A 13,507-nucleotide genomic window follows, 5' to 3' on the forward strand; every position below is an offset into this window, starting at 1 on the left:
TCCTTATGCTGTTTCTTTAAAAAGTTCACGTCCAATAAGCATTCTTCTGATTTCAGAAGTGCCAGCCCCAATTTCATACAGCTTAGCATCACGTAATAGACGACCCGTTGGATATTCATTAATGTATCCATTGCCACCTAGAATTTGAATTGCCTGTAAAGCCATTTGTGTTGCTCTTTCTGCAGTATACAAAATCACACTCGCAGCATCTTTGCGGCTGACGTTCCCACTATCACAGGCTTTAGCAATTGCATATAAATAGGCTCTACTTGCATTCAAATCTGTATACATGTCAGCCAATTTGCCTTGGATAAATTGGAATTCACCAATAGGTTGTTCAAACTGTTTGCGTTCATGCACATAAGGTAGAACAACATCCATGCAAGCTTGCATAATGCCTACGGGACCTGCCGCAAGAATAGTACGTTCGTAGTCAAGACCACTCATCAATACTTTAACACCCTGATTTACTTCGCCTAAAACCTGTTCCGCAGGAACTTCACATTGTTCAAAGACTAATTCACAGGTGTTTGAACCACGCATTCCTAGCTTATCTAGTTTTTGAGCGGTTTTAAATCCGGGCATTCCTTTTTCAATTAAAAACGCTGTGATGCCTTTGCTTCCTGCCTGCTTGTCTGTTTTAGCATAAACAACTAAAACATTTGCATCAGGACCATTGGTAATCCACATCTTGGTGCCATTGAGGATGAATTTGTCGCCGGAAGCTTGAGCGTGTAATTGCATACTGACTACATCAGAGCCTGAATTGGATTCACTCATTGCTAGAGCGCCAACATATTCTCCGCTAATAAGTTTAGGCAAATATTTCTCTTTTTGCGTAGTGTTTCCATTTAAATAAATTTGATTGACGCATAAATTTGAGTGAGCACCATAGCTTAGGCCGACAGAAGCGGAGGCGCGAGAAATTTCTTCCATTGCGATGGCATGAGCCAGATAACCCATATTGGCTCCCCCATATTCTTCACTGACGGTTATACCCAATAAGCCCATATCACCTAATTTTCGCCATAAATGATTAGGGAAAGTATTGCTGGCATCGATTTCTGCGGCTAGAGGAGCGATTTCGGTACGCGCAAATTGACGAACGCTGTCTCTTAAAAGATCATAAGTTTCGCCTAATTGGTAGTTTGGCCCGGTATACATAGATGACTTCCTGTAATTTTTGTAAATGCACTAACTATACCCAATCGCATTGAAGTTGCAACCAGAATTTTTTCCTGTTTTTGTTCTTATTTAGTTATTGATTTTCTCTACACAAAATGGTTTTATTTTGTACGCGACACAAAGTGTTTCATTTGGGTTTTTAGTGAATCAGAACGAGAAAAATAAAAACATTTTGGACGATATTCGAGTGTAACTTGCCTAATAATTGCATGAATTTATTGAAGAAAGGTGAAAATTTCTCGAGTTAAGGTTAGCATACGCTACCTTGATTAAAATGGCCACAGACTTCCAGCACGGTAGCATTATTTATGACGAAAATGATAATCGGTTTTTTTTGTGGTACGGATTATATTCTCAAAAATGATAAGCTCTATGAGAACCTTCGTTCTATCCTTAATGTTAGTAAGACAAGCTTACTGGCATATGATGGCTGCCAGAGTCACGGAGGACTATTTGCGAGTGGAATACAAAGTATAGCTGATAAATTTATCAGTGACTTAAAAAAGGAAGTTGAATCGTTAGATAATACAGAAACGTTTCAAATTAATTTCATTGCTCATTCACAGGGCTGTTTTTCTGCTTTATTGGCGATTAAGAAAATTCAAGCGGATCCGGACTTAAGAGCTCGGGTTCGCATTACGGTAGATTTGCATGAGCTGGTCCCTCGTAACTTTCGTTGGTCCACAGCAATTGGCGGCAATTTAATAATCGCGAATATGGTGCATGATCTAAGTGATTGTGATTTGGTTAAACACGCTCATTTGACCCTGCACGAGAAAGGTTTGGGGTCTGCAGGCTGGGACGCGTTCATTCCCAAATTCCATGCTGCCACAATAGTTCAAGTTGAGGCTTTACCGGGTTGGTATGATGTTCAGCATAATGGACAAATTAGGCCTGAGGTAGAGCATCCCGCACTGTTTGAACTTGGGGCGACGAAGATGAGGGCTATTCTTCATGCGGATGGTTATGATGTATATTCTGATGAAGACACTTTACGCCGTCAACAAACTGATGCCTATAATAAGGTGCTTACTTGGGTAAAAAGTAGGACTATTCCCTTTGAAGAGCGAAATATTCATTACGGTGGGCATCTTATTGCAAATAATAAAGAAAAAAATGGCTTGGAGGTAATTAATTGGCGCCATGCTCAATTGATCGCCGCTGTTCCAGAACATGTTCTTTATGGGGTGACTCACGCATATTATAATTATAAGAAAACAGATCTAGAGCACTATTGTAATTTTACTTTGATACTTGATACCTATTTAACAACTCACCCAGAACACGATGTTTTAGTTCAAGAACTCAAAGATTATGCTCAAGCTTATTTTGCAGAGGGACATACTGGTTTAGATAATTTTCATACTGAATGTCAGAAAAGCCTTAATAAGGCAGCAGTACATGGCAAGCAGCTTTACATAGCCATTAATTCTTTGTGCATGAATGCTTATTTCCTGGAGTTGTGCAAAGCTTTAGATAGAACTCCTGCAAACAATGTATTTTATCATAAATTGCAGACGTTAACTTCAATACTAAAGGAAGAATTGAGTTTTGAAATTTGTTTAGGAAAAAATATTAGTCTTATTCAAAATTCAAAAGCATTGATGGTAGCAAGAAATACAGTCGCTTTTTTTAATGCAATTTATGCTCCGAATGCCAGCCCCGATAGCATTCTTGCCGCAGCTTCTGATTATGTTAAAGAAAATATGTGTTGTGGAAGGCACTGGAGTGTAGGGAATAAGGTGCTTGCTAGCGTAGTGCTTGGTCTTGCAGCTGCTGTTGTTGGATGTATGGTGGGGGCAATGATTGGTTTAGGTATTGGACTGGCCGCTGGAGCAATTCCAGGATCAGGCACGTTAATCACCACGCTTGTTAGTGCATTTTTAGGTAGTTTTCAATGGGCAATGGTTACTGCCAGTATTGTTGGTACTACAGCAGGCCTTATGGGGGGGAGTGCGGCATCTTATGGGTTTTTTGCTCTTTCAGCAAGAGAAAAGCATGTTCAAGAGTTGGCTGATGCGGTTATTGCTAATGAGGGAGCGGCTCTAAGTAATTGAGCATATTGATTATTACAGCAAATTGTAGCCCGTATTAGACGTTGTTGTCATGCGGGTTGTGTTTAATTAAGACGTTATTCCTTGCTTTTTTTTCATCCATCTTTGATCTTATTTTTATAAAAAGCTCCTTTACCTGATTTAAAAAATCGCCTAATCTTAAGCCAAAGTTAAAGGGCGTAGGGTAAATAGTAGAGTGCCTAATGCTGTTGTAGCCTGGATGGAACGCTGCGCAATCCGAGAGTTGAGCTCGAGTTTGGTTGCGTTATGCAGGTTACGTTTTAGATTTATATTTATCAGGAGAGTTGCTTATGCGGAAGTTAGTGCTCTGGGGACACAATGTTGATGAATATCGTGATATGTTTGATTTATCTCAAGACGATATGAATTCCCGAATTTTAGAATATGGATGTGGCCCAAGTGCAGTCAATGCGCAACAATTTCACGAAGCGCATGAAGCTGTAAGTTGTGATCCCTTATTTGTTTTAGATAAAGATACCTTGTCCTCTAAAGCCGTGATGATTTTTTCTGAAATGGTGCACGAAGTACAAAAAGAACAGGATAAATTTGATTTTAGTGAATATGGCAGTCTGGAACAATTAATTGAGAAACGCCAAAGAGGAATGAAAGAGTTTTTTGCTGATTATGAGCAGGGCAAAGCAGAAGGTCGCTATTATGGTGCCGCGGATTATCATCTACCTTATCCCGATTTTTCTTTTGATTTTGCCTTGAGTGCTCATTACCTTTTTGCGGATTTGGAAGATCAAACAATAGATTTTCATTTAAATGTCATTCGCGAATTGGCTCGAGTCGCAAAAGAAGTACGTATTTTCCCGCTTATCGATCGTGAAGGGAAAACTTCAGAGCTTTTAGGTCCCGTTTTACTGCAACTTCAACAGGAAAATTATGGTGTTGAAGTTAGGGAAGTGGTTTATCATTTGCATAAAGCAGAAAATGCGATGCTTCGAGTGTGGGCGCAAAAGTGTGATGTCTAATTTGTATTCTATTGTACGCCCTTTATTATTTTGCATGAATGCGGAAAGGGCGCATTCCTTTAGCTTATCTGCCTTGCATTTTATTCCGCAAACCTGTTTTAAAACAGTAAAGTCAAATCAGGTTCTGGCGATGGGAATACAATTCCCTCATGCCGTGGGATTGGCTGCTGGATTAGATAAAAACGGCGCGCATCTAGATGCTTTGGCTAAAGTCGGATTTTCCTTTATTGAATTAGGGACAGTAACACCTCGTCCTCAAGATGGGAGTCCGAAACCGCGCCTATTTCGTATACCTCAAGCGCAAGCCATTATTAATCGCATGGGATTTAATAATCAAGGTGTTGATGCCTTGGTCACTCACGTGGGAAAGGCTCATTATCAAGGCATCTTAGGTATTAATATTGGCAAAAATAAAGATACACCTTTAGAGCGAGCTGCGGAAGATTACCTTTATTGTTTAGATAAGGTGTATGAGCATGCAACATATATAACCATTAATATATCGTCTCCCAATACTCCTGATTTGCGTCAATTACAGCAGAAGGCATATTTTGCTGATTTACTATCCCATTTACAGCAGGCACAAAAGCGTTTGGCTGATAAGTTTCAACGTCATGTTCCTTTGGTTGTTAAAATATCTCCTGATGAAGATATGGAAACGCTGAAACAAATGACGGAAGTGATTTTAAGTCGTGGCATTGAAGGGATTATTGCAACGAATACTACCTGTTCTCGTGATGGGGTAGCTAATTTACCCTATGCTCAAGAAGCCGGTGGATTAAGTGGCCAACCTTTACAAGGACGCTCATTGCAGTGTTTGCGTTTGCTCAAAGAATATGTTGGCAACGCGGTAACCTTAATCGGGGTTGGTGGCATCAATAGCAGTGAGAGTGCTCAAGCTAAACTGGATGCTGGAGCTTCATTAGTGCAGGTATATAGTGGATTGGTTTATCAGGGGCCTGGATTAGTTCACGAATTAGTTGCTGGATTAAAAACGAAATGAGATGTATCACTAAAGATTTAGCAACCCAAATGGAGGGGTGTATTAAACAGACCCATATTGAAGTAACTAAGCAATATGCACAAGGAAAAATATTAGATATTAATGGCGGAGCCGCTTGTTTTTCTGGGGCTGATTCTTATTTATCTCAGGTGGTGGGGTGGGGATTTGCGAGTCAGTCAAAACAATTTAAATCTGAAATAGAAGGCATCGAACAGTTTTATCAGGACCAAGGTCATGGGCGCGTGGATATTGAGTTATGCCCTTACGTAGGTAATGAGCTAACGCTTTTTTTAAGCAAGCGTGGTTATCATGTTACCGAGTTGAATAATGTATCTGCTTTGAATCTAAAGGACTACGAACCAGTTGATTTCTGCTCAGAACCTTTTGAGATTAAGGAAGTATCCTCATCTCAATTGGATGAATGGGCGACACGGGTGGCTTTAGGTTTTGGTTATCCGGAGGCTCGGGATCAGTTTTTTCAGTATGTACAGGCTAATGGTGTTAGGGCTTTTGCTGCATATGATAAAGGGAAGGTTGTCGCAGGTGCTGTAATTGCGATGTATGGTGATTTTTGTGATTTAGGTGTGACCAGTACTTTGCCGATTTATCGAGGCAAAGGATTACAAAAAAAACTATTACATGCCCGGCTTAATTTTGCTAAGGCATTAGGGCTTTCCTGGGCCATTGTAACGACTGAACCAGGCACTGTTTCTGATGCTAATGTACAAAAAATTGGTTTTCAGTGTGCCTATACTCGCGTAAAAATGACTTGCACTGCTTAACTGATGGAGCTGTGACTAGCATTTGGCATGCACACTTGGCCCATTGCTATTAACTTAAGGATTATATTTATAAATTGTAGGTTGAGCCCATGACCTAATGGCACTTACTTAAGAAAAAACAGACGAATTCGCGATGCTCATCACGCCCCGGATTTCGCTGCGCAGCGAAATCCGGGAGACGAAGAGCGAGGCGAATTCCTTAAGTAAGTAGCCATTAAGCCGATTGGCCAACAAGAGCATCAAGCCACCAGAACTCAATGTTGGGCTATGGATGTGGCACAAAGACATAGGCCCAATCTATAAGTCTTTGCAAAATTTCCTTAACTTCATGGCAGCGATACCTGGCGGGACTGATAGCTCAGCCCACATAAAAAGATTAAAACAGACTCAAACATAACTTATTGTTTTAATAATAAAATTTTTAAAAAAAATATATTAATCGTGATTTGAGTGTATTGATCATTAGCACTTCGGGTTAATAAGCGATACAATCTGAGCCATTTACTAACAACCCAAATTCCTGATCGATGAAAAAAAAACTTACGGTTAAAACCAGTGTCCTCTATAAGCGTTTACTTTCCTTTGTCAAACCATTTTGGCCTGTTTTGGCATTAGGTATTGGTGCCAATATTTTTTATTCGCTTATCGATGCGGGTTTTACGTACATGATGCGGCCTTTTTTTGATAAAGGCTTTATTAACATCGATATAGAATTCATTAAAAAAATCCCGTACATCGTTTTAATTGGGATTACCTTAAGAGGCTTGGTGAGCTCTTTGGGAAGTTATTGCATGACCTGGGTTGCTCGCTCTGTAGTTAAAGTACTTCGAGAAAAAGTATTTACTCATGTCTCTCGTTTACCTGCTGATTTTTACGACGAAGCTACTTCAGGCCAATTGCTTTCTAAAATTCTCTATGACGTAGAACAAGTAGCACAGGTCAGTGCTGAGGCATTAACTGACTTTGTACAAAATACCTGTTTGATTCTCGGATTATTGACTGTGATGATGGTCATTTGCTGGCAATTATCGCTGATGTTTTTGCTAACCATTCCCTTTGTTGGATTTATTGTCAGCTACACCAACAAACGTGTGCGACGCATTAGTCACAAAGTACAAAAAACGATGGGCGAAGTAACTGAGATTGCTAGCGAAGCAATTGATGGTTATCGCGTGGTTCGTATTTTTGGTGGCCTTGATTATGAAAACGCAAAGTTTAGCAAGGCAATAGAGCGTTCACGGCAAAATGACATGAAGGTTGCAGTAAGCAAAGCCATTAATGTGTCTGGTGTGCAAATCGTGATAGCGATTGGTATCGCAGCCATCATTGCTGCGGCAATTCAACTTTCCACTGTAGTGATTGTATCTGCCGGTTCCTTTTTGGCGATTATTGCCGCGATGTTGCAATTAATTAAGCCAATGAAAACACTAACTACCTTAAATGCTGTAATTCAAAAAGGATTGGCTGGGGCTGAAAGTGTATTCAATTTATTAGACCAACCAATTGAGAACGAGCAGGGTGTCGTACTGAATCACCGAGCGCGAGGAGAGATTGCGTTTAAGCATGTTTCCTATGCATACCGTCAGGGCCAACATGTATTACATGACGTGAGCTTTACTGCTGAGGCAGGCAAGACCATCGCTTTGGTCGGGCATTCGGGAAGTGGTAAAACAACTATCGCTAGCTTACTGCCACGTTTTTATGAGATATCTCAGGGTGAGATTACCCTTGATGGTATGCCAATTAACCAAATTAACCTGCGTAGTTTACGTGAGCAAATGGCTCTGGTTAGTCAAAGTGTTACTCTTTTTAATGATACTTTAGCGAACAATATTGCTTATGGCCGTTTGGATGTTAGCCGAGAGCAAATTATTAATGCAGCGAAATTAGCTTTTGCCGATGAGTTTATTAGTAAATTACCGGATGGTTATGATACCCGTGTTGGTGAAAATGGTGTGTTGCTCTCTGGTGGACAACGACAACGGATCGCGATTGCACGCGCTATTTTAAAAGATGCTCCTATATTAATTTTGGATGAAGCAACTTCGGCCCTAGATAGTGAATCAGAACGTTATATTCAAATTGCTTTAGAAGGGGTGATGAAAAATCGCACCACGTTAGTAATTGCCCACCGACTTTCTACTATTCAGCACGCAGATAAGATTATTGTGATGCAACATGGGCGAATTGTAGAAGAGGGGGCTCATCACGAGTTATTAGCATTGCACGGACATTATGCACAATTGCATGGGGTGCAACAGACTAATTTACGATATGAGGAAGCGCTAATTTGATGTCCTCATTCATCGATAATTTATGGTATGGAAACCATGCATTGCGATGGGTTCTTAGCCCTTTTTCTTGGGCTTATCAAAGTATTGTTTCCTTTCGGCGTTGGTACTTAGAGCGTTATTGCCAGATTAAATGCCCAGTACCTTTAATTGTCGTGGGTAATATTAGCGTAGGTGGGGTAGGTAAAACCCCTTTAGTTGTTGAGCTAGCTCGCCAATTCCAAGCCAAAGGATTATCGGTAGGCATCGTTAGCCGTGGCTATGGGGCAGCAATTAAAACCTTTCCTTATGAAGTTCGCATACATGATACAGCTAAAGATGTGGGGGATGAGCCCCTATTATTAGCGCAACGAACACAATGCCCTGTGGTGATTGCGCCGAAACGAATGGATGCTGTGCACTATCTTTTAGAAAAGCACCAGTGCCAAATAATCATTAGTGATGATGGGCTGCAGCATTATCGGATGGGACGTGCCATTGAAATTGCAGTAATTGATGGAACTCGAGGCTTGGGAAATGGCTTATGTTTACCGGCTGGTCCATTACGGGAATCGGCTGCTCGTTTACGCCAGGTAGATTTTGTTATTGTCAACCAAGGTAGTTGGAAAAATGCGTATCCGATGCAGCTAAGGCCTGGTAAAATAACGCAACTTAGTACTGGTAAGGAAATAAGCCCTGAGTCAATTAGTGGAAAATGGGAGGCGATTGCAGCTATTGGAAATCCGCAACGTTTTTATTCCACTTTAAGCCGATTAGAGATAGAATTCGATACCTGTTCTTATCCCGATCATTATCAGTTTAAGCCGCAGGATCTAAATTATTTGAGCGGGCCGATTATTATGACCGAAAAGGATGCGGTAAAGTGCCGTTCGTTTAGCTCAGATAATATGTATTATTTGCCCGTAGACGCAGTATTGGATGATGCATTTTGGAACGCATTGTGGTCACATCAACAGTTAAAAGGTTATTACTAATATGTTACCTATTCGACGTTGTGCTTTTTTATTTGGGATCTTATTGTTCATTAGTACTGGCTTGTTTGCTGCTGGAGCAGAAGAAATAAAACCTGAAAATAAACCAATTGATCCGACTGTTGGCAGTTGGACTTTTTCAGGCATGGTTAATAATGAAAGTGGCGATAAATACGGATATTTTTTTGAGATGCAACGTCAAGGCGACAAGTTCCATACTAAAGCCGCACTGATTGATGGTCAAACCAATCAGTTAGTTTTTTTCTATGAAGGCAATGACAAAATTGAACAAGCCTCAACTTCTTCTTTAGATTGGCATGTTGGGCATTCATTTATTCGTTATAACCCAATTAATGACAGCTGGATTTTCGGGGTTAAGGAACAGGATAAAAAAGGATTTAATTTTAAAGTGGATATGCTAAAACAAGAAAATCATAGCAGTGAAACTTTGGTTTTACGCCCTGGAGTTAAATTGCAAGCTTTACAAACCAGCCAGTTGAATGGGCATATCCAAGTTGATGAAAAAGAGCAGTTTGTTACCGGAAATAAAGCGTGGTTTGGTAAGTTGGTCCTAAGTGAAGGCCAAAAAGATGCGCATGACATTAGCACTACTTTTTGTCGTTTAAGTGATGATAATGGTTTTTATTCTGCGAACTTAAAGGAAAAAGACGCAACCAGCGCAGCTGTTGCGGGTTGGCTTGATCCCATGGGTAATCGAGTGAAAATGTCGCAGTTTGTTTCCATCAAATCTTTGGATAAAGATCAATGCATTGTGAATGTAGGATTGCCTAAGTTAACATTAAAATTATTGAATACATTGAAGTCTGATGATTCCTCTCATTCTATTGCTGGTTTCTCCAAAGAAAATAAAGGTGCTTTCTGTTTTGTTACGGAACAATCATTTAAAGAACAGGCAACTGCTTAAAACGATCATTCCTGGTTGCCAGCAACCAAAACCAGGCGTTTCTGTGGTTAGGCATAATGCAGATCTTAAGAAGTAGCTTCGGCGAAGGATTTTTGGGTTAGCAAAAAAAACGTAACCCTACAAGTCCCTAGTGTTCAATATTTTTACCCCACCCTTTTGAAACAGTAGAACTTACTCCATAGTATTTCCAAAGCGAGTACGCTGAGTGCTGATAAAATGCTGAGTTATTTGAATTTTTTTGTTCAAAAAGAATACTTTTTAATAAAAATGTTTTTTTAATAAAAACGAGCTAAAATTAAACAAATACAAATGATCTTAGTAGGCAATACAGATGCCAAAATATACTATTTTTCATGTAGTACGAGGCAAGAATATGCACTTGTATCAGGGAGATGATTCGGCACAAATAGTTCTATCTCGTATTGCTGCACAAATTCATAGCGGAAGCTTTGTTCCTAGAACCGATGTTGATTTTGCAAATGAAGCCGATGTTATTAAGGCCCAATCTGACTGGGCTCTATTTCATACAGGTGCTAGAGTAATCGTAGAATATGAAAGGATTGACAATAATAACATCAGCGTCTTAGGCTTTCGGGATATCACGCCATATAAGAAAATTGATAACTACCAAGATTACTTCTATCGCTATAATCAACCCTTAGTTCTCAATAGGGAACAACCATCCCCAATAGCAGGACTAGTGCCTGAGGGCGTTGCTGAAATTAGGCGGTATGCTACGCCATCTACATCAGTTACAGCAGCTATGCCAGCTAAGGTAGAGCCCAAACCAATTAATAACCTGGTTAAGGAGCATATAATTCAAGCTATTACTGAGCAAAAAAATTCTTATGACCAAAGAATAAATGGGCAATTTTGGGGTTCCATGAGACAGGGGGCAAAGAAAAATATTCTAGTGCAGGCGGCACTCGATGATGCTATACAGCATATAAAAAAAGACGACTTTTCCTCGGCGCGCGCGGTTATTAGTGAATTAAAAGAGAAGCTTGGATCAGAGTTTGGGAAAAACAATGTTTTTGGAAAAAAATCAGAATCTTTCAAGCTTGTTGAATCAATAGAAATGAAATTAACTGATGTAGCCAATCAATCCAATGTCTTTAAAAAACGGCTAGACGAAATTAAAGAAGCGGGACAACAGACATCTGCTCCAAATAATAATTTATTCAAGCCCTCATTTTTCGCTTTTTTCTACCAAGAGGTTTCTCATGTATCGCTGTATTGTATGCCTCTGTTAGGCTTTGGCTTTCCTGGTGAGCATGATAGCCGTTTTTGGGTAATTCAATTCAGAGTACATCGTTGCAAGGAAGGATTATCCTTTTGAATATGCTCTATCTCACTACTGCTTTTTTCGGGCAGGCGTTGCGAAAAAATGCTGGCAATAACTAGAGCGATAGGAACACTCAAAAGCGCAAATTGGTAATCTGCTAAAGTATAATGTCCTGAGTTATTACTTGAGTAATCTAAAAAGTAGCCCACTAATGGTTGCATAAGTGGGGCAGAGAGCATTCCTAACGTATTTGTAAATCCAGTACATGCAGATAAGGATTCAGGTGGTGCAAGTTCATTAGAAATAGTAAAAGCCAGCATATAAGCACCGCAGAGTAACCCAATAAAAAAGAGAAGAATCCCGGTAAGTAGGGGGCTTTGCATTGGTAAATAAAGAACAACCAATAATAATAACGCGGTCGATAAACAAGAGAAATGAATTAGTGGTTTGCGTTTGCTGAGAATAATGGATAACCAGCCATAAATAGGGCAGCTTAAACCGGCACCGAATAAAACCATAGAGGTGAGAATACTCGCTGTTTTAATATCACAATGTAATTTTAGTTGGATAAAGGGAACCGCCCACATTGCTGCAAAAACAGTGATCACTGAAAACTCCAGCCCGACAAATAAACCATTAATCCAAACCAGTTTATCCTTCAGCATGAGTACTAATTGCTTGTTATATTGTTGTTGATTTTGTGGTTCAGGCTTATTGCTAGGAATTATTATACGGCATAGGCCGGCAATAAATATTCCTACCGTTCCTGCAATAGCAATAAAGTATCTCCAGCTAATTTGACTAATTAGAGCTCCCATACCCACCATGCCGGTTACGGTGACTGTAAATCCTAATGTTTCGGATAAACCAATCATAAACGCGTATTGTTTTAAGGGGAAATTTTGCCGTAAGACTCGCGTTAAACCGACAAAAGCAAAAGCAGAGCCAGCACCAATAATTAGACGCCCACAGAATAGTACAGGCAGCGTATGCCCCATAGCAAAGATAAAACAGCCACAGGCACATAACAGGGCATTCACGGATAATAAGGTTCGTGTATTATAGCGATCAAATAGTAAACCTACGGGGATTTGCAGGCTGGTATAGACATAATAAAAGGAACTACTTAAAAGCCCCGCAGTTAATGCAGAGAGCCCTTGCTCGTGCATGATTGCACCGATAACGATTCCAGACGATAATTGTAAAAAAAATTGGAATAATAAAAAGGAAACGCCAACTAACCAGATGATAATACTTTTTGAGCTTTGTGATGGTGGTGTATTCAATACGATCATTCCCCATATTTAACCGTGCACTTAGAATACACATTTTAAATAAAATTCGGAATATATAGGATTGTGCGTGATGTGTAAATTTATTTTAGATATTGGATTTAATTATTCCTATTTTACAAACCAAGATTGAATTATTTCTAACGGAAATTCATGATAGGCACACCATTGATGAATAATTTTTTGATCTGGCTGGGGTGTAATTCCATGTACTCCTGGGGCTAATTGTTCTTGTAAGAAGGATAAGACTGTAGAATTATGAATATAAAATTCAGGATCAATATATTTCATTGGGGTTGGGTCATTAAGCACGAAATTAATGGGCATTTCGTGATTCAATACTTCTTCAGTACTAAATTGTGGTCCAAATTCGTCATATACGCTTAGGTTGGCTAGAATTTTATCTGTAAACCAAGTTTTGGGGTACTTGTTCATAATGGCTTTTTGACCGGTAGAGGTCGCAATCATATTCGCTTCTCGAAAAGCATATTCTAATTCACTACGATTGTGTGGAGCGATGGCGTTAATCCCTAATTTTTGAGCTGCTGCACGTTGTTGTGGATCGAGATCAACAAGTGTCACTGGAACTTTGTTTTGATAACAAAAATAAGCCTACTTCTAAATGTAGGTTGGCGCTGAGCATCGCGAAGCCTAACATAGGCGTATAGTTGGGGCGCCATTGGCTTCGTTTCACTCAGCACAAACCTTTAAGTAGGTGCTATTC

The 13,507-nt window shown here is 39.8% G+C and carries 11 protein-coding genes; 8 read left to right on the plus strand and 3 right to left on the minus strand.

Annotation, left to right across the window (positions count from 1 at the left end):
• Positions 1-3: 3 nt before the first annotated feature.
• On the minus strand, positions 4-1,164 hold the full coding sequence (locus J2N86_RS06695; protein ID WP_252582084.1) for an isovaleryl-CoA dehydrogenase: 1,161 nt from the start codon (positions 1,162-1,164) through the stop codon (positions 4-6).
• A gap of 329 nt (positions 1,165-1,493) precedes the next feature.
• On the opposite strand from J2N86_RS06695, the gene J2N86_RS06700 reads away from it, so the two are divergent.
• From J2N86_RS06700 to J2N86_RS06735, 8 genes are all read left to right on the plus strand, one after another.
• Positions 1,494-3,242, plus strand: coding sequence for a hypothetical protein (locus tag J2N86_RS06700; protein WP_252582087.1), 1,749 nt, complete (start codon positions 1,494-1,496; stop codon positions 3,240-3,242).
• 308 nt (positions 3,243-3,550) lie between these two features.
• Complete coding sequence (locus J2N86_RS06705; RefSeq protein WP_252582090.1) at positions 3,551-4,234, plus strand: class I SAM-dependent methyltransferase; 684 nt, start codon at positions 3,551-3,553, stop codon at positions 4,232-4,234.
• 1 nt (position 4,235) lies between these two features.
• Entirely contained in the window at positions 4,236-5,237 is a 1,002-nt protein-coding gene (locus J2N86_RS06710) for a quinone-dependent dihydroorotate dehydrogenase (RefSeq protein ID WP_252582393.1), read from the plus strand.
• The gene (locus tag J2N86_RS06715; protein WP_252582093.1) at positions 5,234-6,019 is read left to right on the plus strand and encodes a GNAT family N-acetyltransferase; all 786 of its coding nucleotides are present in this window, start codon (positions 5,234-5,236) and stop codon (positions 6,017-6,019) included. The genes J2N86_RS06710 and J2N86_RS06715 overlap by 4 nt, the downstream gene beginning before the upstream one ends.
• 527 nt (positions 6,020-6,546) lie before the next feature.
• Positions 6,547-8,313 (plus strand): lipid A export permease/ATP-binding protein MsbA, encoded by a 1,767-nt coding sequence (gene msbA, locus J2N86_RS06720; RefSeq protein WP_252582096.1) that lies wholly within the window; start codon positions 6,547-6,549, stop codon positions 8,311-8,313.
• Positions 8,313-9,284, plus strand: a complete 972-nt coding sequence (lpxK, locus tag J2N86_RS06725; RefSeq protein ID WP_252582099.1) for a tetraacyldisaccharide 4'-kinase — start codon at positions 8,313-8,315, stop codon at positions 9,282-9,284. Before msbA ends, lpxK begins: the two co-directional genes overlap by 1 nt.
• A gap of 1 nt (position 9,285) precedes the next feature.
• Complete coding sequence (locus tag J2N86_RS06730) at positions 9,286-10,206, plus strand: hypothetical protein (protein ID WP_252582102.1); 921 nt, start codon at positions 9,286-9,288, stop codon at positions 10,204-10,206.
• Between the two features lie 331 nt (positions 10,207-10,537).
• Positions 10,538-11,545 (plus strand): hypothetical protein, encoded by a 1,008-nt coding sequence (locus tag J2N86_RS06735; RefSeq protein WP_252582105.1) that lies wholly within the window; start codon positions 10,538-10,540, stop codon positions 11,543-11,545.
• On the opposite strand, the gene J2N86_RS06740 is transcribed toward J2N86_RS06735, so the two are convergent.
• Both J2N86_RS06740 and J2N86_RS06745 read right to left on the minus strand, forming a co-directional pair.
• Positions 11,503-12,777, minus strand: coding sequence for an MFS transporter (locus tag J2N86_RS06740; protein WP_289781848.1), 1,275 nt, complete (start codon positions 12,775-12,777; stop codon positions 11,503-11,505). The genes J2N86_RS06735 and J2N86_RS06740 overlap by 43 nt on opposite strands.
• A 117-nt stretch (positions 12,778-12,894) precedes the next feature.
• On the minus strand, positions 12,895-13,365 hold the full coding sequence (locus J2N86_RS06745; protein WP_252582108.1) for a hypothetical protein: 471 nt from the start codon (positions 13,363-13,365) through the stop codon (positions 12,895-12,897).
• Positions 13,366-13,507 lie beyond the last annotated feature (142 nt).

The organism is Legionella lytica (assembly GCF_023921225.1).
Taxonomy (GTDB): domain Bacteria; phylum Pseudomonadota; class Gammaproteobacteria; order Legionellales; family Legionellaceae; genus Legionella; species Legionella lytica.